The sequence below is a fragment of the Caballeronia sp. S22 genome, from assembly GCF_964261745.1.
Classification (GTDB): domain Bacteria; phylum Pseudomonadota; class Gammaproteobacteria; order Burkholderiales; family Burkholderiaceae; genus Caballeronia; species Caballeronia jiangsuensis.
Map to the genome: position 1 here is coordinate 164,140 of NZ_OZ180035.1, position 24,350 is coordinate 188,489.

The window sequence follows — 24,350 nt, forward strand, 5'->3', positions numbered from 1 at the left end:
AGAGAGACATCATGGGCGAGACACATCGAAGCGAAGCGCAGGTCGCGGCGTTGACGCATTTCATCGGCGGCAAGCGGGTCGAAGGCGCGAGCGGGCGCTTCGGCGACGTGTTCAATCCGGCGACGGGGGTCGTCGCCTCGCGCGTGCCGCTCGCGAGCGCATCCGAAGTCGATGCCGCCGTGGCCGCCGCGAAAGCCGCTTTCTCCGAATGGAGCGAGACCGCGCCGATCAAGCGTGCGCGCGTGCTCTTCAAGTTCAAGCAACTGCTCGACGAACATCACGACGAGCTCGCCGAAATCATCACGCGCGAGCACGGCAAGGTGTTCAGCGACGCCAAGGGCGAAGTGATGCGCGGCATCGAGATCGTCGAGTTCGCGTGCGGCATTCCCAATCTGCTCAAGACCGACTTCACGGATCAGATCGGCGGCGGCATCGACAACTGGAACCTGCGTCAGCCGCTCGGCGTGGTCGCGGGCATCACGCCCTTCAACTTCCCGATGATGGTGCCGTGCTGGATGTTCCCCATCGCGATCGCGACGGGCAATACGTTCGTGTTGAAGCCATCGGAGCGCGATCCGTCGGCATCGGTTCGGCTCGCGGAATTGCTGACGGAAGCGGGCTTGCCCGATGGCGTGTTCAACGTCGTGCATGGCGATAAAACCGCCGTCGATGCGTTGCTCGCGCATCGGGATATCGAAGCGCTGTCGTTCGTCGGCTCGACGCCGATCGCCGAATACATCTACACCGAAGGCACGAAGCACGGCAAGCGCGTGCAGGCGCTGGGCGGCGCCAAGAATCATCTCGTCGTGATGCCCGATGCCGATCTCGATCAGGCCGTCGATGCGTTGATCGGCGCGGCGTACGGTTCGGCGGGCGAGCGCTGCATGGCAATTTCGGTTGCGGTCGCGGTCGGTCACATCGCCGATGAACTGATCGAACGCCTCACGCCGCGCGTGCAATCGCTCGTCATCAAGAACGGCATGGAAAGCGATGCCGAAATGGGTCCGCTCGTCACGGGCGCGCATCGCGCGAAGGTGGAAGGCTATATCGACGCGGGCGTGAAGTCGGGCGCGACGCTCGTCGTCGATGGACGCGGGCATCAGGTCGAAGGTCACGAGAACGGCTTTTTCCTGGGCGGCACGCTGTTCGACAACGTGAAAACCGACAGCACCATCTACAAGGAAGAAATTTTCGGGCCGGTGCTATCGGTGGTGCGCGTGCCGGATTTCGCGAGCGCGGTCGAGCTCATCAACGAGCATGAATTCGCCAACGGCGTGTCGTGCTACACGACGGACGGCGGCGTCGCGCGCGCGTTCTCGCGTCAGATCAAGGTGGGCATGGTCGGCATCAACGTGCCGATTCCGGTGCCGATGGCGTGGCATTCGTTCGGCGGCTGGAAGCGTTCGCTCTTCGGCGATCACCACGCATACGGCGAAGAAGGCGTGCGCTTCTATACGCGCTACAAGAGCGTGATGCAACGCTGGCCCGACAGTATCGCGAAGGGCGCCGAATTCACGATGCCGGTGGCGAAGTAATCGAATCATCGAAGCCGCGCAAGACGGCATCGACAGGAGACACGTCATGAAACAGAACGCGCGCAAGCTGGAAGGCGAATTCGACTACATCGTCGTCGGGGCGGGCACGGCCGGATGCGTGCTCGCGAATCGCCTCACCGAAGATCCGAACGTGAACGTGCTGCTGCTCGAAGCAGGCGGCAAGGACGACTATCACTGGATTCACATTCCGGTCGGCTATCTGTATTGCATCGGCAATCCGCGCACGGACTGGCTCTACAAGACGCAGGCGGAACCGGGCCTCGACGGCCGCAAGCTCGCGTATCCGCGCGGACGCGTGCTCGGCGGATGCTCGTCGATCAACGGCATGATCTACATGCGCGGCCAGCGCGAGGACTACGACGACTGGGCGCACATCAGCGGCGATCCGGGCTGGTCGTGGGATTCCGTGCTGCCCGTCTTCATGCGCAGCGAGGATCATCACGGCGGCGGCAATTCATGGCATGGCGCGGGCGGCGAATGGCGCGTCGAGAAGCAGCGCCTGAAGTGGAAAGTTCTCGAGACTTTCGCACAAGCCGCGCAGCAAAGCGGCATTCCCGCGACGGATGACTTCAATCGCGGCGACAACACCGGCGTCGGATATTTCGAAGTGAATCAGCGCGGCGGCATTCGCTGGAACGCGGCGAAAGCATTCCTGCGCGAAGCGATGAAGCGTCCCAATCTCACGACGATCACCGGTGCGCATACGCAACGCCTCGTGTTCGAAGGCGCGCGCTGCGTCGGCGTGGAGTATCGCGGCGGCGATATCGATTACGTCGGGCGTGCGCGTTTCGAAGTGATTCTCAGCGCGGGCGCGGTGAACTCGCCGCAGATTCTCGAACTGTCCGGCATCGGCAACGGCGCGCGTCTGCAACGTCTCGGTATCGATGTCGTGAAGAGCCTGCGAGGTGTCGGCGAAAATCTGCAGGACCACTTGCAATTGCGCATGGCGTACAAGGTCAACGGTGTGCGCACGCTCAACACGTTGTCGGCGCATTGGTGGGGCAAACTTTTCATCGGCATGCAATACGCGCTGATGCGAAGCGGACCGATGTCGATGGCGCCGTCGCAACTCGGCGCGTTCGCCAAGTCCAATCCCGACGATGCATCGATCAAGCGGGCCGATGTCGAATATCACGTTCAGCCTTTGTCGCTCGAACGCTTCGGCGAGCCGCTGCATTCGTTCAACGCGTTCACCGCGTCGGTGTGCAACCTGCGGCCGACATCGCGCGGCAGCGTGCATATCGAATCGCCGGATGCGCACGCGGCGCCGCTGATCGCGCCGAATTATCTGTCGACCGATCACGATCGCGAAGTGGCCGCGAATTCGGTGCGTCTCACGCGGCGCATCGTCAGCGCGCCCGCGCTGGCGCAATACCGGCCCGAGGAAATTCTTCCAGGCATCCAGTATCAGACGCAGGAAGAACTCGTCGAAGCGGCGGGCAAGGTCGGCACGACGATCTTCCATCCGGTCGGCACCTGTCGCATGGGCACGGACAACGATCCGGCCGCGGTCGTCGACAGCCGTCTGCGCGTGATCGGCGTGCGCGGCCTGCGCGTGGTCGATGCATCGGTGATGCCGACGATCACATCGGGCAACACGAACTCGCCGACCCTGATGATCGCCGAGCGTGCGAGCCAGATGATCCGCGAGGACAGGCGCGGCATAGAAGCGGAAGAAGTGATCGCGACGGCGCTCGCATGACAGATCGGTGACGCGCGCGCTTCACATGTCGGGATGACGCGTGAATGGCGCGCGCATGACGTTGCACAAACGATTGCTTATATGCGCAGGGAATAAGCACTCTCCGTGCCCCTATTGCGTGCACGCGCCAAAACTCCAAGCAATTCGTTAGTAAGTGCAAATCCCAATGATTGCGCTGCATCATTGGCGCGACAATGGCCCCGGAATTAGTGATGCTCGTCATACCTCGTGCACACTTTGTGCGGGCGCAACAGCGATGCATGAAGCGAAGCAGTACCGGGATGGAGACAACGTTCGGGTGCGCGCGGAAAGAAAAAATAAGGCGCAGGCGAATACGGATTTGCCCAGCGCTTCACTTCGCATGGAAGGGGACATGATTCTCGGCGACACCATTCTTGAAACGCGAGGACTCACGAAGGAATTCAAAGGCTTCACGGCCGTGAATGGCGTGAACCTGCGCGTTCGCCGCGGTTCGATCCATGCGCTGATCGGACCGAACGGTGCAGGCAAGACGACCTGCTTCAACCTTCTCACCAAGTTCCTCGAACCCACCGCGGGACAGATCGTTTTCAACGGCGTGGACATCACGCGCGAGCGTCCGGCGCACATCGCGCGGCGCGGGATCATCCGCTCGTTCCAGATTTCCGCCGTGTTTCCGCATCTGACGGTGCTGCAGAACGTGCGCATCGGTTTGCAGCGGCAACTGGGCACGTCGTTTCATTTCTGGCGCAGCGAGCGTTCTCTCGATGCGCTCAACGACCGCGCGATGGACCTGCTCACGCAAGTCGGCCTCACTGATTTCGCCGATACGAAAACCGTCGAGCTGTCATACGGCCGCAAGCGCGCGCTGGAGATCGCGACCACGTTGTCGATGGAGCCCGAACTGATGCTTCTCGACGAGCCGACGCAAGGCATGGGTCACGAGGACGTCGATCGCGTGACGGCGCTGATCAAGAAGGTGTCGGCGGGGCGCACCATCCTGATGGTCGAGCACAACATGAACGTGATCGCGGGCATCTCCGACACCATCACCGTGCTTCAGCGCGGCGAAGTGCTCGCCGAAGGCAGCTACGCGGAAGTGTCGAGGAATCCGCTCGTGATGGAAGCCTACATGGGCAGCGCCGATGCGGCGCTCACCGGAGCGCATGCATGAGTACGATCGTGGAGGAGCGCCGCTCGCGCGAGGCGAACGGCGCGGCGGGCAATGTGCCCGCGCTGGAAATATCGGGTCTGCAGGCGTGGTACGGGGAGTCGCACATCCTGCACGGCGTGGACCTCAAGGTGAACCGCGGCGAAGTGGTCACGCTGCTCGGCCGCAACGGCGCGGGCCGCACGACCACGTTGCGCGCCATCATGGGTTTGACCGGGCGCAGGACGGGTTCGATCCGCGTGAGCGGCAATGAAACCATCGGCCTCGCCACGCACAAGATCGCGCATTACGGGGTCGGCTATTGTCCGGAGGAGCGCGGCATTTTTTCGAGCTTGTCCTGCGAGGAAAACCTTCTTTTGCCGCCGATGATCGGCAACGCGAAAGACGCGATGCCGCTCGACGAGATCTACTCGATGTTCCCGAACCTGAAGGAGCGCCGCGCGAGCCAGGGCACGCGTCTTTCGGGCGGCGAGCAGCAGATGCTGGCCGTCGCGCGCATTCTGCGCACGGGCGCGAATCTGCTTCTGCTCGATGAAATTTCGGAAGGGCTCGCGCCGGTCATCGTGCAGACACTCGCGCGCATGATCCTCATGCTGAAGTCGCGCGGCTACACGATCGTCATGGTCGAACAGAATTTTCGTTTCGCGGCGCCGCTTGCGGATCGCTTTTACGTGATGGAACACGGGAACATCGTCGAGCATTTCGGCGCGGGGGAACTCGAAGCGAAGATGCCGGTGCTGCACGAATTGCTCGGGGTGTAATCGATCCCGGCGCGGCACATCGGAAAGGGCAACACCAGTAACACCGCATCAAATCAAAACTCTTGGAGACTGGAATGAAAAAGAAGACCCTCGCGCGCCTCTCTACTCTGTGCTTTGCGGCTGCGGCGGCGAGTGTGGCGGTGATGAGCACGAGCGCCAATGCCGCCGACGGCAACACGGTGAAGATCGGCTTCGTCACCGACATGTCGGGCCTCTACGCGGACATCGACGGACAAGGCGGACTCGAAGCGATTCGCATGGCGATCGCGGACTTCGGCGGCAAGGTGAACGGCAAGCCGATCGAACTGGTGTATGCGGATCACCAGAACAAGGCGGACATCGCGGCGTCGCGTGCGCGCGAGTGGATCGACCGCGACGGCGTGAACGTGATCATCGGCGGCACGAACTCGGCGACGGCGCTTTCGAGCGCGCAGGTGGCGGCGGAGAAGAAGACGCCGTACATCAACATCGGCGCGGGCGCGGACAACCTGACCAACGAGCAATGCTCGCCCTACACGGTTCACTACGCCTACGACACCATGGCGCTCGCGAAGGGCACCGGTTCCGCGGTGACGAAGCAGGGCGGCAAGTCGTGGTACTTCCTGACGGCCGACTATGCGTTCGGCAAGGCGCTGGAAAAGAACACGGCTGATGTCGTGAAGGCGAACGGCGGCCAGGTGCTCGGCGAAGTGCGCCATCCGCTGTCGGCGTCGGACTTCTCGTCGTTCCTGCTGCAGGCGCAGGGCTCGAAGGCGCAGGTGCTCGGCCTCGCGAACGCGGGCGGCGACACGATCAACTCGATCAAGGCCGCGAAGGAATTCGGCATCACCAAGTCGATGAAGATCGCCGCGCTGCTGGTCTTCATCGCCGATATCCACAGCCTCGGCCTCGAAACCACGCAAGGTCTCGTTGCAACGGATAGCTGGTACTGGAACAAGGACGACAAGACGCGCGCCTGGGCGAAGCGCTACTTCGACAAGATGAAGAAGATGCCGGGCAGCCTGCAGGCGGCGGATTACTCGGCCGTCACGACGTACCTGAATGCGGTGAAGGCGGCGGGCACGACCGACAGCGACAAGGTCATGGCGCAGCTCAAGAAGGCGAAGATCGACGACTTCTACGCGAAGGGCTACATCCGCGAAGACGGCTCGATGATTCACGACATGTACCTGATGGAAGTGAAGAAGCCGTCGGAATCGAAGGAGCCGTGGGATTACTACAAGATCACCGCGACGATTCCGGGCGATCAGGCGTTCGGCACCAAGGCCGAATCGCGCTGCAAGCTCTGGAAGTAAGCGTTCGGTAGCGCGCAAGCGTTCGCGCGGCGGGCGGCCGAAGGGTCGCCTCGCCGTCGCAACCGCGTCAACACGTTTCTGACGGCAGGTTCAATGGAAATTTTCGGCATTCCGCTCGCCGCAATGATGAGCCAGCTGCTGCTCGGGCTGGTGAACGGCTCGTTCTACGCGATCCTGAGCCTCGGGCTCGCGGTGATCTTCGGCCTGCTCAACGTCATCAATTTCGCGCACGGCGCGCTCTTCATGCTGGGCGCGATGCTCGCGTGGATGGGCTATTCCTACTTCAACATCCCGTACTGGGCGATGCTCCTGCTCGCGCCCATCGTGGTCGGCCTGTTCGGCGTGGTCATCGAACGCTCGATGCTGCGCTGGCTCTACAAGCTCGATCATCTCTACGGGCTTCTGCTCACGTTCGGCCTCACGCTCGTGATCGAAGGCGTGTTCCGCTCGGTTTACGGTTCATCGGGGCAGCCGTACGACGTGCCTTCGCTGCTTCAGGGCGCGACCAATCTCGGCTTCATGTTCCTGCCGAACTATCGCGCGTGGGTGGTCGTCGCGTCGCTCGTCGTGTGCTTTGCGACGTGGTTCGTGATCGAAAAGACGCGCATCGGCGCGTATCTGCGCGCGGGCACGGAGAATCCGAAGCTCGTCGAGGCGTTCGGCGTCAACGTGCCGATGATGATCACGCTCACCTACGGCTTCGGTGTCGCGCTCGCGGCGTTCGCGGGCGTGCTGGCGGCGCCCGTGATCCAGGTGTCGCCGCTGATGGGCCAGTCGATGATCATCACCGTGTTCGCGGTCGTCGTGATCGGCGGGATGGGCTCGATCATGGGCTCGATCCTGACCGGCCTGCTGCTCGGCGTGATCGAGGGGTTCACGCGCGTGTTCTATCCGGAAGCGTCCGCGACGGTCGTCTTCGTCATCATGGCGATCGTGTTGATGATTCGCCCGGCAGGACTCTTCGGCAAGGAAAAATGATGCAGAGAAAAGCGCTCTATGGCCTGTTGCTGATCGGCCTGATTGCGGCGCCGTTCGTCGGCGTATATCCGCTGTTCATGATGAAGGTGCTGTGCTTCGCGCTGTTCGCGGCGGCGTTCAATCTGCTGATCGGCTATACCGGGCTGCTGTCGTTCGGGCACGCGATGTTCCTCGCGACCGCCGGCTACGTCGCCGGCTATGCGATCCAGTCGCTGAACTTCACGCCGGAGCTCGGCGTGATCGCGGGCACGGCGGCGGCGACGCTGCTCGGGCTCGTCGCCGGACTGCTCGCGATCCGGCGCCAGGGCATCTACTTCGCGATGGTCACGCTCGCGCTCGCGCAGATGGTGTACTTCGTGTTCCTGCAGGCGCCGTTCACGCATGGCGAAGACGGTCTGCAAGGCGTGCCGCGCGGCAAGCTCTTCAACGTGCTCGATCTGGGCAACGACATCACGCTCTACTACGTCGTGCTCGTGGTGATGCTGCTCGCGTTCGCGCTGATCGTGCGCATCGTGCATTCGCCGTTCGGGCAAGTGCTGATCGCGATCAAGGAGAACGAGCCGCGGGCGATTTCGCTCGGCTACGACACGGCGCGCTACAAGCTGCTCGCGTTCGTGCTGTCGGCGGGTCTTGCGGGTTTCGCGGGCGCGATGAAGACGGTCGTGCTCGGCTTCGAAACGCTCGGCGACGCCTACTGGACGATGTCCGGTCTCGTCGTGCTGATGACGCTCGTCGGCGGCATGAGCACGATGTTCGGGCCGTTGCTCGGTGCGGCGATCATCGTCGCGCTGGAAGACAAGCTCGGCGACATCGGCAGCGGCATTGCGCGGATCACGGGCGTGTCGTGGTTCAATTCGCTCGGCGAATCGGTGACGATCGTGACGGGGTTGATCTTCATCGCGTGCGTGCTGGCGTTCCGTCGCGGGATCGTCGGGGAGATCATCGCGCGGGTTCGGCCGCTGCAAGGCTGACGCGATTTAGTTGGAAATACGAACGAATCGGGCACTTGCGAGAAGACCGCTGTATTGCAAGAAATACGCCCTTTTGAGGTGCTTTTATGCACCACTAGGGTAAATGCTAGGTTGTCGCATACTGATGCGTTCTTTAATATGCGTCCTAGTTCTGTTGCACCCAGATTTTTTGAGGTGGAGAACGAGGAGACATGAGGCACAAAGTGCCCGACCGAAAAGCGCTGTTGGATGATTCCAACAGCGCTTTTTTTATTCCCCATCGATAATACGAATAAAATCCCGCGATTGATTTAACGCGGGTTTTCCCGGGGTTCCAGCGCACGCTAAACCCTTCAAAACGCTTGCTGCGCGGTGGTTTCGTCCGCTAAACTGCATTTCCCGACCCGATGGTCGGTAATTCACGACGGGCGCGAATCAGCGGCATATTCGCAGGCAATTCTCCACGCAGAAAACTGATTTACGGGGCGCAAATCAATGAAGTTGGCTTTACGCGGCAAGACGGTCGCAATGGCCGTCGCGGCAGTTTCCATTAGTTTCTCGGCGGCATTCAGCAATCCCGTTTTGGCGGACGTGAAAATCGGCGTGACGGTCTCGGCGACGGGCCCGGCGGCTTCGCTCGGCATTCCGGAAAAGAGCACCGTCGCATTGTTGCCGAAGGAAATCGGCGGGCAGAAGGTGGAATACATCGTTCTCGACGACGCCACCGATTCCACCCAGGCCGTGAAGAACGCGCGCAAGCTGACGAGCGAAGATCACGTCGACGCGCTCGTCGGTTCGACGGTCGTTCCGAATTCGCTCGCGATGATCGACATCGCCTCCGAAACGCACACGCCGATGATTTCGATGGCGGCGGCCGCGAGCATCGTCGAACCGATGGACAGCAAGCGCGCGTGGGTCTTCAAGACGCCGCAGAACGACATTCTGATGGCCACCGCGATCGCGCAACACATGTCGAATCACGGCGTGAAGACGGTCGCGTTCATCGGCTTTTCCGACGCTTACGGCGAGAGCTGGTTCAAGGAATTCTCGAAGGCCGCCGATCTGGCGAAGCTGAAGATCGTCGCGAACGAACGCTTTGCGCGCAACGATGCGTCGGTGACGGGTCAGGTGCTCAAGATGATGTCGCAAAACGCCGACGCGGTGCTGATCGCGGGCGCGGGCACGCCGGCCGCGCTGCCGCAGAAGACGCTCAAGGAGCGCGGCTACAAGGGCAAGATCTATCAGACGCACGGCGTCGCCAATAACGACTTCCTGCGCGTGTGCGGCAAGGATTGCGAAGGCACGTTCCTGCCCGCGGGCCCGTTGCTCGTCGCGGAGCAGTTGCCCAACAGCAATCCCGTGAAGCAGGCCGCGCTCACGTACAAGAAGGCCTACGAAGGCGCATACGGCGCGGGTTCCGTGTCGACGTTCGGCGGTCACGCGTGGGACGCGGGCCTCATTCTGCAGCGCGCGATTCCCGTCGCATTGAAGAAGGGCCAGCCGGGCACGCCGGCGTTCCGCGAAGCGTTGCGCGCGGCTATCGAAGTGACGAAGAATCTGCCTGCATCGCACGGCATCTTCAACATGAGCCCCAACGATCACTCCGGACTGGACCAGCGCGCGCGCGTGATGGTGGAGATCGTCGGCGGCAAGTGGAAGCTCTCGGGCAACTGACGCATTCGCATGTGAACGATTCGGAGAACAAAGGCGCGTTAGCAACACAACGCGCCTTTTTTTCTGTGCCGTGCAGAGGAACCCGAAGCGAAGAAGAGGGCGCGAAGCCTCGATCGCAACGGCGCAACGGTCAGGGAAAACCAGCCTTGGCACGCAGTAACGCGGTAAATAGATTGGGGCGGCTCTTTGGTTAGCCCAGGGAAGCAGCATCGATAACAACTCGCAGCAGCGCACCGCAGGGGTGCGTGAACCGCAAGTCGCGTTTGGAGACAAGCAATGAAAACGAAGAAGGCATGGATCAGGACGGGCATCGCGCTCGCCATCGCGGGCAGCGTGCTGGCAGGATCGGGCGCGGCGTTCGCTCAGGTGAAGATCGGCGTGACGCTCTCGGCGACGGGACCGGCCGCATCGCTCGGGATTCCCGAGAAAAATACCGTCGCGCTGCTGCCGAAGGAAATCGGCGGGAAATCGGTCGAATACATCGTGCTCGATGACGGTTCCGACACGAGCCGCGCCGTGCAGAACACGCGCAAGCTGATCGATGAAGATCACGTCGATGCGATCGTCGGCTCGACCGTGACGCCGAACTCGCTCGCGATGATCGATGCGGCCGCCGCCGGCAAAACGCCGATGATCTCGATGGCCGCGTCCGCAGCGATCATCGCGCCGATGGACGCGAAGAAGGCGTGGGTCTTCAAGACGCCGCAAAACGACGCGCTGATGGCCGATGCAATCGCGAGCTACATGGAGAAGCACGGCGTGAAGACGGTGGGCTTCATCGGCTTCGCGGATGCCTACGGCGACGGCTGGTACAACGTGTTCAACACGGCGGCGGCGGCGCACAAGCTGAAGATCGTCACGAACGAGCGCTATAACCGCACGGACACGTCCGTCACCGGCCAGGTCCTGAAGACGATGGGCGCGAACCCGGACGCGGTGCTGATCGCGGGCGCGGGCACGCCGTCCGCGCTGCCGGCGAAGGCGCTGAAGGAGCGCGGCTACAAGGGCAAGGTCTATCAGACGCACGGCGTCGCCAACAACGACTTCCTGCGCGTCTGCGGCAAGGACTGCGAGGGCGAGATTCTGCCCGCGGGTCCGGTGCTCGTGACCGAGCAGTTGCCGGACGGCAATCCGGTGAAGAAGTCTTCGGCCGCCTACAAGGAAGCGTATGAGAAGGCGTACGGCGCGGGCTCGCTGTCGACCTTCGGCGGACATGCATGGGATGCGGGCCAGATGCTCCAGCGCGCGATTCCCGAGGCGCTGAAGAAGGGCCAGCCGGGCACGCCGGAATTCCGCGAAGCGCTGCGCGCGGCGCTGGAAAACCTGAAGGATCTGCCGGTGTCGCACGGCATCATGAACATGACGCCGACCGATCACAACGGCTTCGACAATCGCGCGCGCGTGATGGTGCAGATCGTCGACGGCAAGTGGAAATTGCTGAACGACTGAGCGTCAGAGGACGCGCTTCATCGCGCGTTCTTGTTTCTTGATTTTGAGATGAACGAGCGGCGCACCGGCAACGGCGCGCCGCTTTGACCATGTTCCGGCGGCTGTTATTGAGGCGCCTGTTTCAAAAGAAGCTTTGAAGAGGAAGTATGGACTTATCGATTGCGGCGATCCTCGCGCAGGACGGGATCACCACGGGCGCGATCTACGCCTTGCTCGCGCTCGCTCTGGTGCTCGTGTTCTCAGTGACACGCGTCATTTTCATTCCGCAGGGCGAGTTCGTCGCGTATGGCGCGCTCACGCTGGCCGCGCTTCAAACGCAGAAGCTGCCCGCGACCTGCTATCTGCTCATCGCGATGGGCGTCGGCTGCTTTGTCGCGGAACTCGCTGGTATCGTTCGGCATCCTGCACGATATCACCAGATCGGACGCCTGCTTGCCGTGCTGGCGGGCAAGTATCTGCTGTTTCCCGTCGCGGTCTGGGGAATCACGCAGGCAGCCTTCGCACAGCCTCTGCCGATGATCGTGCAGATCGCGCTGACGCTTCTGATCGTCGTGCCGATGGGACCGTTCGTCTATCGCCTCGCGTATGAGCCGATCGCGGAGGCGAGCACGCTGTTGCTGCTGATCGTGGCGGTGGCGGTGCACTTCGCGATGGTCGGCCTCGGACTCGTGATGTTCGGCGCGGAAGGCTCGCGCACGACGGCGTTTTCGGACGCCACGTTCAATCTCGGCAGCGTGTCGATTTCCGGGCAGAGTTTGTGGGTCGTCGGCACGGCGGTGGTGTTAATCGCCGCGCTGTATTTCTACTTCGATCGGTCCATCTCCGGGAAGGCCTTGCGCGCGACGTCGGTGAACCGGCTGGGCGCGCGGCTCGTGGGCATCGGCACGACACAGGCAGGCCGCCTCGCGTTCACGCTCGCGGCTGGCCTGGGCGCACTGTGCGGCGTGCTCGTGGCGCCGATCACGACCATTTACTACGACTCCGGCTTTCTGATCGGCCTGAAGGGCTTCGTCGGCGCCATCGTCGGCGGTCTCGTGAGCTATCCGCTCGCGGCTGCAGGCTCGCTGCTGGTGGGTCTGCTCGAATCGTATTCGTCGTTCTGGGCGAGCGCGTACAAGGAGGTGATCGTCTTCACCTTGATTATTCCGGTTTTGCTATGGCGCAGCCTGGCAAGCCCGCATTCGGATGAAGACGAGGAGTAAGCCGATGAAATTCCGTTCTTTTTGGATCTTTTTGTTGATCGTCTTCGCTCTGCCGATCCTGCCTCGACCGATCGCCGTGCCCGAGTACTGGATCACGCTGCTGAACTACATCGGCCTGTATTCGATCGTCGCGATCGGACTCGTACTGCTGACCGGCATCGGCGGGATGACGAGCTTCGGGCAGGCTGCGTTCGTCGGCGTAGGTGCGTATGCGACGGCCTTCCTGACGACGCGATACGGTGTCTCGCCGTGGCTCGCGCTGATCGCAGGCGTCGTGCTGACGGCGTTCATCGCGCTGTTGCTCGGCCTCATCACGATGCGCCTCTCCGGGCATTTCCTTCCGCTCGGGACGATCGCGTGGGGGCTGTCGTTGTTCTACCTGTTCGGCAACATGGAACTGCTGGGCAAGTACGACGGCATCAACGGCATTCCCGTGCTCAACGTGTTCGGCTGGGAGCTCGAATCGGGCCGCAGCATCTATTACCTGATCTGGGTCGTGGTATTGCTCGCGGTGATTTCTGTTCAGAATTTGCTTAATAGTCGTCCGGGGCGGGCGATCCGCGCACTGCGGGGCGGGGGCACGATGGCCGAAGCAATGGGCATCAACACCGCCTGGATGCGTGTCGTCATCTTCGTCTATGCAGCGGTTCTCGCGGCTATTTCCGGCTTCCTGTACGCCCATTTACAGCGTGCCGTGAATCCGACGCCGTTCGGACTGAATCACGGCATCGAGTTTCTCTTCATGGCGGTGGTCGGCGGTGTCTCGCATGTGTGGGGTGCGATTCTGGGCGCGACGATCCTCACCGTTCTTCAGGACTATCTTCAGACGCTTCTGCCCAAGCTGCTCGGCGCGAACGGCAATTTTGAGATTATCGTTTTCGGTGTCGTGATGGTGTTGCTGCTGCAATACGCGCGGCAGGGCGTCTGGCCGTTCGTGGCTCGCCTTTTCCCGCGCGGGCCGCGTGCGCACGTCCCGGATCACGGCGATGTTTTGCCGCAGCGCAGCAAGCCGAACGCGGGCGAGCGCTTGCTGGTGGTGGAAAAAGCGCGCAAGCAGTTCGGCGGACTCGTCGCGGTCAACGATGTGAGCTTCGAAGTAAAGGCGGGTGAGATCATCGGGTTGATCGGCCCGAATGGTGCGGGAAAATCCACGACCTTCAATCTCGTGACGGGCGTGCTTCAGGCCACGAGCGGAGCGATCAGTTTTCACGGGGAGCGCATCGAAAAGCTCACTTCACGTGAAATCGTCAAACGCGGAATTGGCCGGACGTTCCAGCACGTCAAGATGCTTCCGGGGATGACGGTGCTGGAGAACGTCGCAATCGGTGCGCATTTGCGCGGCAACACTGGCGTCTGGCGCAGTGTCGTGCGATTGAATGCTGCCGAGGAAGCGCGCTTGATGTCCGAAGCTGCGAAGCAGATCAAGCGTGTGGGTCTAGAGAAGCATATCTATAGCGAGGCCGGCAGTCTGGCACTTGGCCAACAGCGGATTCTAGAAATCGCCCGGGCGTTGTGCTGCGACCCGACTCTTCTCTTGCTCGACGAACCGGCGGCGGGTCTGCGTTATCAAGAAAAGTTGCAATTGGCCGAGTTGCTGCGGAAGCTGCGCGCTGAAGGGATGAGCATTCTGCTGGTCGAACACGACATGGATTTCGTAATGAATTTGACCGATCGGCTCGTCGTAATGGAGTTCGGGACGAAGATCGCGGAGGGCTTGCCAACCGAAGTCCAAAAAGATCCGGCGGTTCTCGAAGCGTATCTGGGCGGGGTGGAGTGATGGCAAAGGAATCGAATACGGCCGAGAATCCGATTTTGCAGGTCGACGGCTTGTCGGTGCGCTATGGCAAGGTCGAAGCGTTGCACGATGGCAAGCTTACCGTCGGGCCAGGGCAAATCGTTTCGGTCATCGGGCCGAACGGCGCAGGTAAATCGACGCTCCTCAACGCGATCATGGGCGCGTTGCCGCAAACGGGGCATGCCAAGGGCGTCGTGCGATATCTCGCTGAAGATGTATCCGCGCTGGCGATTGAACGTCGCGTTTCACGTGGAATGTGTCTGGTGCCGGAAAAGCGCGAATTGTTCGCGACGATGACGGTTGAAGACAATCTGGTGCTCGGTGCATATCGACGCAAGCGGGCGGGCGAGCGTAATTTTCTCGACCAACTCGATCACGTGTTCGAGCTTTTTCCGCGGCTGAAGGAACGGAGGAAACAGGCGGCTGGGACGTTGTCGGGCGGGGAGAGGCAAATGCTGGCAGTGGGCCGTGCGTTGATGGGCAAGCCGCAACTGCTGATGCTCGATGAGCCGAGCCTCGGACTTGCACCGTTAATCGTGAAAGAGATTTTTCACATCATCAGCGCGCTTCGTCAGACGGGCGTTGCAACGCTGTTGATCGAGCAAAACGCACGCGCTGCCTTGCAGATTTCCGATTATGGCTACGTGCTTGAGACGGGTGAGTTCGCGCTGGAAGGAAACGCAGACGCGCTCCAACACAATCCACAAGTCATCGAAACCTATCTCGGTTTGACGAAGAAAGTCGCGTAAGCACGACGGCTGAAGTGCCATCAAAAGGCGTGTTTCACGTGAAACACGCCTTTTTTTTCGTCCTCGGCCGATCGGTCGAATTCGAGGCAGAGAAGAAGCCGTTATAATTCAGAGTTATTCTCTCTCCCAGGTTCGTGTCGTTCGCACACGATATCCCAATGCTTTATCCCACAGAATTTGATGTGATCGTCGTTGGCGGCGGTCACGCAGGCACAGAGGCGGCGCTCGCCTCTGCACGTATGGGCTGTAAGACCCTTCTTTTGACCCACAATATCGAGACGTTGGGTCAGATGAGCTGCAATCCGTCGATCGGCGGGATCGGTAAGGGCCATCTTGTCAAGGAAGTCGACGCGCTCGGCGGGGCAATGGCAGCGGCGACGGACGAATCGGGGATTCAGTTCCGCATTCTCAACTCGTCGAAGGGGCCGGCTGTGCGGGCAACGCGCGCGCAGGCCGATCGTCTGCTGTACAAGCAGGCAATCCGACATCGACTCGAAAATCAGCCCAATTTGTGGCTGTTTCAGCAGGCCGTCGACGATTTGATGGTCGAAGGCGATCGAGTTGTCGGCGCGGTGACGCAGGTTGGGCTTCGTTTTCGAGGCCGCGCGGTCGTGCTGACTGCTGGCACCTTCCTCGACGGGAAAATTCACGTCGGACTGAATAACTACGTCGGTGGCCGGGCGGGCGATCCTGCCGCAGTATCGCTTTCGGCGCGGCTCAAGGAGCTAAAGCTGCCCCAAGGCCGTCTCAAGACGGGCACGCCTCCGCGAATCGATGGCCGGACGATCGATTTCTCCAAGCTCGAAGAGCAGCCGGGCGATCTCGATCCGATCCCAGTGTTCTCGTTCCTTGGGCGCGTGGAGCAGCATCCGCGTCAACTGCCTTGCTGGGTTACGCATACGAACGCCCAGACGCACGACATCATCCGCTCCGGACTCGATCGTTCGCCGATGTACACAGGCGTGATCGAAGGCGTCGGGCCGCGATATTGCCCGTCTATCGAAGACAAGATTCATCGTTTTGCTTCGAAGGACGCGCACCAGATCTTTCTGGAGCCGGAAGGGTTGACCACGAATGAGTTCTATCCGAACGGCATTTCCACCAGTCTGCCTTTTGACGTCCAGCTCGAACTCGTTCGCTCGATGCGCGGCCTTGAGCATGCGCACATCCTGCGACCTGGCTACGCGATCGAATATGACTACTTCGATCCGCGCGCGCTGAAGGCTTCGCTCGAAACGAAGGCGATCAACGGGCTGTTCTTTGCCGGGCAGATCAACGGGACGACTGGCTACGAAGAGGCTGCCGCTCAGGGCTTGCTGGCGGGCATCAACGCCGGTTTGCAGGTTCAAGGGAAAGAAGCGTGGTCGCCGCGCCGCGATCAGGCGTATCTCGGCGTTCTAGTCGATGATCTCGTCACGCGTGGTGTGTCAGAGCCGTATCGGATGTTCACGAGTCGCGCCGAGTACCGCCTGTCGCTGCGCGAAGACAACGCGGATATGCGTCTGACGGAGATCGGGCGCGAGTTGGGTGTCGTCAATGACGTCCGCTGGGACGCCTTCAGCCGCAAGCGCGATGCTGTTTCACGTGAAACACAACGCCTTCGTTCTACGTGGGTCAATCCGAAGACGCTTCCGGCGGAAGAGGCGACCGTGTTGCTGGGTAAGCCGATCGATCACGAATACAGTCTTGCCGATCTTCTGCGACGGCCTGGCGTTTCTTACGACGGAATCTGCTCGCTGCGTGATGGTGCCTGCGGTCCCGAGACATCACTTTCAGATGACCCGGTTCTTCTCGCTCAGATCAAGGAGCAAATCGAAATCGGTGTGAAGTATCAGGGCTACATCGATCGTCAGGCGGACGAAATCGTGCGGAATGGAGCGCAGGAAAATACGCGCCTGCCGGAAGCTCTCGACTATAACGAAGTCCGAGGTTTGTCCTTCGAGGCCCGCCAGAAGCTGATTCAGCATCGCCCGGAGACGATCGGGCAGGCTTCGCGTATCTCGGGCATCACGCCGGCTGCGATCTCGCTTCTTATGGTCCATCTGAAGCGCGGCGCTGGCCGGCGTGGTCGCAATGCGGCCGGCGACGATTCAATCACCGATAACCCGACGGCGGTTCAATGACGGAGCGCAATCCATCCTTGGCGACGACGCTCGAGAAGGGCGTCGCCGAACTCGATATTGCGCTGTCGCCCTCGCAAATTCAGAAGCTTCTCGATTACGTCGCACTGCTCGGCAAGTGGAATTCCGTCTACAACCTGACGGCGATCCGCGATCCGCAGCAGATGCTGATTCAGCACATCCTGGATTCGCTCGCGATCGTTCCGGCAGTGTCCGTGCGCAAGCCTGCCACAGCGCTGGATGTCGGCTCCGGAGGCGGGTTACCTGGCATCGTACTGGCGGTCGCGCTGCCGGAACTGCGCGTCACGCTCAACGACATCGTTCATAAGAAAACCGCGTTTCAGTCGCAGGCAAAGGTGCAATTGGGTCTGAACAATCTGTCGGTTGTGACTGGCCGCGTCGAAAGTTTACGTCCGGGAGTCGAAGTCCCAGGAAAATTCGATTTAATCGTGTCGCGCGCATTCGCAGAGCTCTCCGATTTCGTTACACTTGCGCGTCACCTGGTTGCCGACAATGGGCGAATTCTGGCGATGAAGGGCGTCAGGCCCGAAGCCGAAGCCGCGTGTGTGCCGGCGGGCGCAACAGTGCTCGGCATCGAGCGACTGAACGTTCCGATGCTCGACGCGGAGCGGCACCTCGTCGAGATTGCCGTCGAGCCAGGTTGACGGTCCGTCGTACAGGTTCCATCCAGCATTCCAGCCAGGCACGCTGATCTTCTGACAGCGAAAAACGAGGACACTAAACGATGGCAAAAATCTTCTGCGTCGCAAATCAGAAGGGCGGCGTTGGAAAGACCACGACAGCGGTCAATCTCGCGGCCAGCCTCGCAGGGCTCGACCAGCGCGTGTTGCTGATCGACCTCGACCCGCAGGGCAACGCGACCATGGGCAGCGGCATCAACAAGGCCGCATGCGAGAACACTGTCTATGAGGTGCTCGTCGATGGCGTCACGCTACGCGAGGCGCGGACGCGCCCGGAGGCCGTCGGCTACGACGTACTGCCCGCAAACCGCGAGCTGGCGGGCGCCGAAGTAGAACTCGTGCAGATGGAGAATCGCGAGGGTATCCTTCGGGCGGCGATCGCCGAGGTAGTCGATGACTATGACTTTGTACTGATCGATTGCCCCCCGGCACTCTCGCTGCTGACCCTCAACGCGCTGTGCGCTGCCCACGGTGTCGTGATCCCCATGCAGTGTGAATATTTCGCACTGGAAGGGTTGTCGGACCTCGTGAACACCATCAAGCAAGTGCACGCGAATCTGAATCGCGATCTCAAGGTCATCGGCCTGCTGCGCGTGATGTTCGATCCCCGAATTACGCTGCAACAGCAAGTGTCGGACCAATTGAAGGAACACTTTGGCAGCAAGTTGTTCGACGTTGTGATCCCGCGCAATGTGCGCCTTGCCGAAGCGCCGAGCTACGGACTGCCTGGCGTCGTTTTCGACAAGTCGTCGCGCGGCGCGCAGGCGTATATCCAGTTCGGCACGGAAATGATCGAGCGTGTGCGTGCGCTCAACGTCAACTAAGCAAAACCCATTCGATGCGACAGAGAACGCTGACGGAGGAACCGAAATGAGCGCTGTGATGAAGAAGAAAGGTCTAGGCCGAGGCCTGGATGCATTGCTCGGCGGCAGCGTCGACATTACGGAAGCCGTGCGCGGCGAGGGCGCGCCCTCGGTGTTGCCGCTCGATAAGATGCAGGCCGGCAAGTACCAGCCGCGCACGCGGATGGACGAGGGCGCGCTCCAGGAACTCGCGGCGAGCATTCGCGCGCAGGGCCTGATGCAGCCGATTCTCGTGCGCTCCATCGGCGACGATCGCTATGAAATCATCGCGGGCGAGCGACGTTTCCGTGCCGCGCGCCTTGCGGGACTCGACGAAGTTCCGGTGCTCGTGAAAAACGTGCCAGATCAGGCCGCCGCCGCGATGGCGCTGATCGAAAACATTCAGCGTGAGGATCTCAATCCGCTGGAAGAGGCGCAGGGCATCCAGCGTCTGCTCGACGAATTCCGTTTTACTCACGAACAGGCGGCCGAAGCGGTCGGGCGTTCGCGCAGCGCGGTATCGAATCTGCTGCGTTTGCTGAACCTCGCGTCGCCAGTTCAAACCATGCTCCTCGCCGGCGATCTCGACATGGGCCACGCGCGCGCGCTGCTCGCGGTCGATGCGGCGACGCAGATCCAGCTTGCCAATCACGTCGTCAATCGCCGCTTGTCGGTTCGTGAAACCGAACGCCTGGTGGCGGCGACGACCAAGGAAGCGCCTGCGACAAAAGCACGCGCCGCAAACGACGGCGGACGTGATACGCGTCGCCTCGAAGAAGAGCTGTCGGATCTGCTTTCCGCGAACGTGAAGATCAAATTGGGCGGAAGAGGGCGCGGCAAGGTTACGATCGATTTCGGCAATCTGGACTCGCTCGAAGGCATCCTCACCAAGTTGCGCGGCAGTATCGAAGCGCCGACTCCCGCCAACTGATTCGCACGGATCTTGTCCGAATTCAACGCGAAGCGCACGCGTTCTGACTTCCTCGCGCTTGTCTGGAGGACCGTCTCGAAAGAGCCGGTTCTCGCGATTCTCATCTTCGCGCTGCTCGCGCTGCAGATCGCGCATACGCGTCCGTGGATGTCGCTGCCAGGTCTCGTCGACTGGCAGACGGTGCTCACGCTCGCCGGCCTCCTGATCCTGACGAAGGCGATCGAATTATCAGGATTCCTGATGTGGGCGGCGCATCGGCTCGTGCATCACATTCATGGCGAGCGGACTCTGGCGCTGCTGCTCGTGGCGCTTGCTGCGGGACTTTCGACCGTGCTGACCAACGACGTCGCGCTCTTTGCCGTCGTGCCGCTCACATTGTCGCTGCACAAGCTCGCACCGCTGCCGATCAAGCGGCTCGTCATCGTGATCGCGCTCTCGGTCAACGCAGGTTCGATTCTCACGCCCCTTGGCAACCCGCAGAACCTCTTTCTATGGCAGACGGGCGGCGTCGGGTTCCCCGCGTTCGTGTGGGCGATGCTGCCGCTATGCGCCGCGTTGATGGCGCTGCTTGGCATCGTCACGTTCGCGATGTTCCGTGCGAAACCGCTCGATCTATCCGGCGATGTCGAAGAGCACCGCGTCGATCGCGTGTTGTGCAGCGTGAGTGTGCTTGCATTCGCTATATTCGTGGCGCTCGCCGATGCGCATCATGTCGGCCCGGCGCTTGCCGCGCTCGCGGTCGTCCTCCTGCTGTGGCGTCGCGAGATCGTGTTCAGGATCGACTGGCTGTTGCTGCTCATCTTCGTGATGATGTTCATCGTGCTGCGTAGCGCGGCCGCGTTGCCGTCGATTCACGCAGCCATCGCTCAGGTTGGAATCGCGACGCCAGCGCGCGCGTATGCGGCCGGCGCCGTGCTCTCGCAAGCGATCAGCAACGTGCCCGCGGCCATCGTGCTCGCGGAATTCACGAAGGACTGGCGCGCGCTCGCATTCGGTGTCAGTGTCGGTGGATTCGGCGTGGCAATCGGCTCGCTGGCCAATCTCATCGCCGTGCGATTGTCCGGTGAAAAGGGTATGTGGATGCCGTTTCACATGGTGTCGATACCATTCTGGATCGTGGCAATGGTCATCGGTTGGGCGCTCATTTGACGCTCGCCGAAGGCTCTGCCATCGAATGAGAATCTCCTTGCAATTGCAAGAAAAGTCTCGCTTTTGAGATTGATTTTTAAGCTTCGTCCGCTTGGCTTTTGACACACCTAAACTATTGAATCCGCGACAACAATCGCTTACAATCGCCCGGATTTATCAGCTAGGCCACCTCGAAAGCGCAGCGAAAGCGCAAGGTGATTTTCCGGACTCTTGGTTGAAGGTTTGAAGACGGTGCGAGAGGAAAATCGAGCGCCGAACGCTCACGCAACCGGCGATGCGAACGCCTCCGGAAATCAGCCGCGCAGCTCGTCTGCCGACGCGTGGGATGCCGAAGCGCAAGATAACAATATCGTTCCGCTCACGCGGGATCAGGCACAGAAGCTGTTTGGGCCCGAGGTGAGTCGTCCATCGCGTGTCACGCCGTTTAAGGTCGTGGCAGCGCAAATGGTTTTGTCCCTGGGTGCGACGCTGCTTTGGTGGCTGTTCTACAAGCCACCGGGTGATGCTGCGCTGTCCGCATTTCTGGGGGGAGCAATCTGCTGGGTGCCGAGCGCTTTGTTCGCCGCGCGCCTGAGAGCGAAGAGCGGCGCGGAGACGATCATGAGCTGGATGATCGGCGAGGCGCTCAAGATGGGAGCGACGATCGCCATGTTCGTGGCGGTCGCGTACTGGTACAAGAGCGCGTTGTGGTTGCCGCTGCTCGTCACGTACATCGTCGCCCTGAAGACTTACTGGGTTGCAATGGCGCTACGGTGACGATTCTTGACGTCCCAGGTAAGTGCCTGCAGCACAGGTTGCAAGTAGCATCACATATGAAGACGTGCGGACCCTGTTCCGCACTCAGGCCTCTCGACCCGGAGCCGCTCAGCGAAGCGGCGGCTCGGAAGCGACAGGCGGCGAAAGATTTTTGACAATTTGGGTGGCTTTAACGATATGGCAGCTAGCGAAGGAACGCACGCTCTGGATCCGTCCGAGTACATTGCGCACCACTTGCAGAATCTTTCCACGCACGCACAGACGTCGATTTTCGACATCCACGTCTGGAATCTCGACACGCTTTTCTGGTCGATCGTGTGCGGTCTCGCAACCATCCTCATCCTCGGTCTTGCCGCACGCAAGGCGACCTCCGGTGTTCCCGGGCGGTTCCAGTGCGCTATCGAGATGCTGGTCGAAATGGTCGAAGATCAGTCGAAGTCGATGATTCACGGCAGCCGCCGTTTCATCGCTCCGCTCGCGCTGACCGTGTTCGTCTGGGTCGCCCTGATGAACTCGCTCGACTTCATCCCCGTCGATTTGCCGGGCCGTGTCATCGGCTGGCTGGGTCTGTCGGAAGCGCTGCCGCATCATCGCATCGTGCCGACGGCCGATCTGAACGGCACCATCGGCATCGCGCTCGGCGTGTTCGTGCTGATGATCTATTACAACTTCAAGATCAAGGGCGCCGGCGGCTTCGTGCATGAGCTGCTGTCCGCTCCGTTCGGCGCGCATCCGCTCCTGTGGATTCCGAACCTCGCGCTGAACATCATCGAGTTCGTCGCCAAGACGGTTTCGCTCGGCATGCGGCTTTTCGGCAACATGTACGCCGGCGAACTGCTGTTCCTGCTGATCGCCCTTTTGGGCAGCATGTGGACGTTCGGTGCGGACGCTTCTGTGCTCGGCTTCATCGGCCACGTGGTCGCGGGCACGGTTTGGGCGATCTTCCACATTCTGATCGTGCTGTTGCAGGCGTTCATTTTCATGATGCTGACGCTGGTGTATATCGGCCAGGCGCATGACTCACACTGACGCGTTGCGGCACGTTCCGGAATCGTTCAGGTTTTAGGTTTTCGTTTTTTATAAATCCAGTTCCAAAGTCTTTAATCAAAGGAGTGATCATGCAAGCTTTCATCGCCAACATCCAGGGTCTGACCGCCATCGGTATCGGCATCATCATCGGCCTGGGTGCAATCGGCGCCTGTATCGGTATCGGTCTGATGGGCGGCAAGTACATTGAAGCGTGCGCTCGCCAGCCGGAACTGATGAACCCGCTGCAGACCAAGATGTTCCTGCTGGCTGGTCTGATCGACGCGGCGTTCCTGATCGGCGTTGGTGTGGCAATGCTGTTTGCGTTCGCGAACCCGCTGCTCTCGAAGCTCGCAGGCTGAGGTTCCTCGGAACTGTGCGTCTGATTTTTAAAGACGCCTGAACGGAACGGATGAGGCGCTGATCGAGCTCAACAAGCCGATGAGCGCCTTTTAACCGTTTCACCTCCGATCAAGCAACGTTTAAGGAAACACCGTGAATCTCAACGCAACCCTGTTTGCGCAAATGGTCGTGTTTCTGATCCTCGCGTGGTTCACGATGAAGTTCGTGTGGCCGCCGTTGATCAACGCCCTCGACGAGCGCTCGAAAAAGATTGCCGACGGCCTCGCCGCCGCCGACAAGGGCAAAGCGGAACTCGAAGCGGCGCACAAGCGCGTCGACCAGGAACTCGCGCAAGCGCGTAACGACGGCCAGCAGCGCATCGCCGACGCCGAAAAGCGCGCCGCCGCAGTCGCAGAAGAAATCAAGGCCAACGCTCAGGCCGAAGCCGCGCGCATCGTCGCGCAAGCCAAGGCTGACGCCGACCAGCAAGTCGTGAAAGCGCGCGAAACGCTGCGTGCCGAAGTCGCGGCTCTGGCCGTCAGGGGCGCCGAGCAAATTCTGAAGCGCGAAGTCGATCAGAAAGCTCACGCCGATCTGCTGAATCAACTCAAAACCGAGCTCTGATCATGGCCGAACTTGCAACCATCGCTCGTCCTTACGCAGAAGCGCTGTTCCGCGTAGCCGAAACCGGCGATCTCGCGGGCTGGTCCACCTTCGTCGAGGAGCTGGCACAGGTTGCGCGTCTGCCCGAAGTGGAATCGGTCGCTTCGAGCCCGAAGGTAAACCGACAGCAGATCGTCGATCTCCTGCTCGCAGCAGTGAAGTCGCCGCTTGCACAAAGCAATGCTCGGGCGAAGAACTTCGTCGGCATGCTGGTCGAGAACCATCGCCTGTCGCTGCTGCCGGAAATCTCCGTCCAGTTCGACGAGCTGAAGAACGCCCGTGAAGGTGCTGCCGATGCTCACATCGTGAGCGCGTTCCCCCTCGAAGGCGAACAGTTGAACGACCTCGTTGCAAGCCTCGAACGCAAGTTCCAGCGCAAGCTGAAACCGATCGTCGAAATCGATCAGTCGCTGATCGGCGGCGTTCGCGTGACGGTTGGCGACGAAGTGCTCGATACCTCGGTCCGCGCGCGCCTCGCCAGCATGCAGACGGCTCTGACCGCTTAAGCGATCAACCGTGTCTGAAGCTGGCACGCAACAGAATTGACTATCAGGAGCGA

At 61.0% G+C, this 24,350-nt stretch carries 23 protein-coding genes; 22 read left to right on the top strand and 1 reads right to left on the bottom strand.

The genetic code is table 11. The features are described 5' to 3' along the window. Nucleotides 1-11: 11 nt before the first annotated feature. The 7 genes from ACEN42_RS00770 to ACEN42_RS00800 all read left to right on the top strand — a co-directional run bounded on the left by ACEN42_RS00770 (nucleotide 12) and on the right by ACEN42_RS00800 (nucleotide 8,413). The gene (locus ACEN42_RS00770) at nucleotides 12-1,535 is read left to right on the top strand and encodes a CoA-acylating methylmalonate-semialdehyde dehydrogenase (RefSeq protein ID WP_371880417.1); all 1,524 of its coding nucleotides are present in this window, start codon (nucleotides 12-14) and stop codon (nucleotides 1,533-1,535) included. Between the two features lie 46 nt (nucleotides 1,536-1,581). Then, a complete protein-coding gene (locus tag ACEN42_RS00775) occupies nucleotides 1,582-3,258 on the top strand; it encodes a GMC family oxidoreductase (RefSeq protein WP_371880418.1) in 1,677 nt (558 codons plus the stop codon). Nucleotides 3,259-3,631: 373 nt separating this feature from the next. After that, nucleotides 3,632-4,411, top strand: a complete 780-nt coding sequence (locus tag ACEN42_RS00780) for an ABC transporter ATP-binding protein (protein WP_035499379.1) — start codon at nucleotides 3,632-3,634, stop codon at nucleotides 4,409-4,411. Then, complete coding sequence (locus tag ACEN42_RS00785) at nucleotides 4,408-5,169, top strand: ABC transporter ATP-binding protein (protein ID WP_035499377.1); 762 nt, start codon at nucleotides 4,408-4,410, stop codon at nucleotides 5,167-5,169. The genes ACEN42_RS00780 and ACEN42_RS00785 overlap by 4 nt, the downstream gene beginning before the upstream one ends. 74 nt (nucleotides 5,170-5,243) lie before the next feature. Next, entirely contained in the window at nucleotides 5,244-6,464 is a 1,221-nt protein-coding gene (locus ACEN42_RS00790; RefSeq protein ID WP_035499375.1) for an ABC transporter substrate-binding protein, read from the top strand. Between the two features lie 93 nt (nucleotides 6,465-6,557). Continuing rightward, the gene (locus ACEN42_RS00795) at nucleotides 6,558-7,442 is read left to right on the top strand and encodes a branched-chain amino acid ABC transporter permease (protein ID WP_035499373.1); all 885 of its coding nucleotides are present in this window, start codon (nucleotides 6,558-6,560) and stop codon (nucleotides 7,440-7,442) included. Then, a complete protein-coding gene (locus ACEN42_RS00800; protein WP_238210491.1) occupies nucleotides 7,442-8,413 on the top strand; it encodes a branched-chain amino acid ABC transporter permease in 972 nt (323 codons plus the stop codon). Before ACEN42_RS00795 ends, ACEN42_RS00800 begins: the two co-directional genes overlap by 1 nt. A gap of 398 nt (nucleotides 8,414-8,811) precedes the next feature. Here ACEN42_RS00800 and ACEN42_RS00805 read toward each other — a convergent pair whose 3' ends face one another. Then, entirely contained in the window at nucleotides 8,812-9,099 is a 288-nt protein-coding gene (locus ACEN42_RS00805) for a hypothetical protein (RefSeq protein ID WP_371881139.1), read from the bottom strand. Between ACEN42_RS00805 and ACEN42_RS00810 the strand changes: the two genes are divergently transcribed. From ACEN42_RS00810 to ACEN42_RS00880, 15 genes are all read left to right on the top strand, one after another. After that, entirely contained in the window at nucleotides 8,996-10,066 is a 1,071-nt protein-coding gene (locus ACEN42_RS00810) for an ABC transporter substrate-binding protein (protein ID WP_371881138.1), read from the top strand. The genes ACEN42_RS00805 and ACEN42_RS00810 overlap by 104 nt on opposite strands. Nucleotides 10,067-10,342: 276 nt before the next feature. After that, a complete protein-coding gene (locus ACEN42_RS00815; protein ID WP_250482789.1) occupies nucleotides 10,343-11,515 on the top strand; it encodes an ABC transporter substrate-binding protein in 1,173 nt (390 codons plus the stop codon). 146 nt (nucleotides 11,516-11,661) lie between these two features. Further along, the gene (locus ACEN42_RS00820; RefSeq protein WP_035499368.1) at nucleotides 11,662-12,717 is read left to right on the top strand and encodes a branched-chain amino acid ABC transporter permease; all 1,056 of its coding nucleotides are present in this window, start codon (nucleotides 11,662-11,664) and stop codon (nucleotides 12,715-12,717) included. A gap of 4 nt (nucleotides 12,718-12,721) precedes the next feature. After that, nucleotides 12,722-14,494 carry an ABC transporter permease subunit gene (locus ACEN42_RS00825; protein WP_371880419.1) on the top strand — a complete coding sequence of 591 codons (1,773 nt, stop codon included), beginning with the start codon at nucleotides 12,722-12,724 and terminating at the stop codon, nucleotides 14,492-14,494. Continuing rightward, the gene (locus tag ACEN42_RS00830) at nucleotides 14,494-15,261 is read left to right on the top strand and encodes an ABC transporter ATP-binding protein (protein ID WP_238209375.1); all 768 of its coding nucleotides are present in this window, start codon (nucleotides 14,494-14,496) and stop codon (nucleotides 15,259-15,261) included. The genes ACEN42_RS00825 and ACEN42_RS00830 overlap by 1 nt, the downstream gene beginning before the upstream one ends. A 158-nt stretch (nucleotides 15,262-15,419) precedes the next feature. Then, on the top strand, nucleotides 15,420-17,384 hold the full coding sequence (mnmG, locus tag ACEN42_RS00835) for a tRNA uridine-5-carboxymethylaminomethyl(34) synthesis enzyme MnmG (RefSeq protein ID WP_371880420.1): 1,965 nt from the start codon (nucleotides 15,420-15,422) through the stop codon (nucleotides 17,382-17,384). Further along, a complete protein-coding gene (gene rsmG, locus ACEN42_RS00840; RefSeq protein ID WP_371880421.1) occupies nucleotides 17,381-18,046 on the top strand; it encodes a 16S rRNA (guanine(527)-N(7))-methyltransferase RsmG in 666 nt (221 codons plus the stop codon). The genes mnmG and rsmG overlap by 4 nt, the downstream gene beginning before the upstream one ends. 80 nt (nucleotides 18,047-18,126) lie before the next feature. Further along, on the top strand, nucleotides 18,127-18,906 hold the full coding sequence (locus tag ACEN42_RS00845) for a ParA family protein (RefSeq protein ID WP_238209372.1): 780 nt from the start codon (nucleotides 18,127-18,129) through the stop codon (nucleotides 18,904-18,906). 46 nt (nucleotides 18,907-18,952) lie between these two features. Then, nucleotides 18,953-19,855: a ParB/RepB/Spo0J family partition protein gene (locus tag ACEN42_RS00850; RefSeq protein ID WP_371880422.1), complete on the top strand. Its 903-nt coding sequence runs from the start codon at nucleotides 18,953-18,955 to the stop codon at nucleotides 19,853-19,855. A 12-nt stretch (nucleotides 19,856-19,867) separates the two neighbouring features. Beyond that, nucleotides 19,868-21,004, top strand: coding sequence for an SLC13 family permease (locus tag ACEN42_RS00855; protein WP_371880423.1), 1,137 nt, complete (start codon nucleotides 19,868-19,870; stop codon nucleotides 21,002-21,004). A 210-nt stretch (nucleotides 21,005-21,214) separates the two neighbouring features. After that, a complete protein-coding gene (locus ACEN42_RS00860) occupies nucleotides 21,215-21,760 on the top strand; it encodes an ATP synthase subunit I (RefSeq protein ID WP_029672587.1) in 546 nt (181 codons plus the stop codon). 177 nt (nucleotides 21,761-21,937) lie between these two features. Continuing rightward, nucleotides 21,938-22,789 carry a F0F1 ATP synthase subunit A gene (gene atpB, locus ACEN42_RS00865; RefSeq protein ID WP_035499356.1) on the top strand — a complete coding sequence of 284 codons (852 nt, stop codon included), beginning with the start codon at nucleotides 21,938-21,940 and terminating at the stop codon, nucleotides 22,787-22,789. 89 nt (nucleotides 22,790-22,878) lie between these two features. Continuing rightward, entirely contained in the window at nucleotides 22,879-23,148 is a 270-nt protein-coding gene (gene atpE, locus ACEN42_RS00870) for a F0F1 ATP synthase subunit C (RefSeq protein WP_007180033.1), read from the top strand. 133 nt (nucleotides 23,149-23,281) lie between these two features. Then, nucleotides 23,282-23,752 (top strand): F0F1 ATP synthase subunit B, encoded by a 471-nt coding sequence (locus ACEN42_RS00875; RefSeq protein WP_029672469.1) that lies wholly within the window; start codon nucleotides 23,282-23,284, stop codon nucleotides 23,750-23,752. Nucleotides 23,753-23,754: 2 nt separating this feature from the next. Beyond that, entirely contained in the window at nucleotides 23,755-24,297 is a 543-nt protein-coding gene (locus ACEN42_RS00880) for a F0F1 ATP synthase subunit delta (protein ID WP_371880424.1), read from the top strand. The last annotated feature ends 53 nt before the right edge of the window (nucleotides 24,298-24,350 follow it).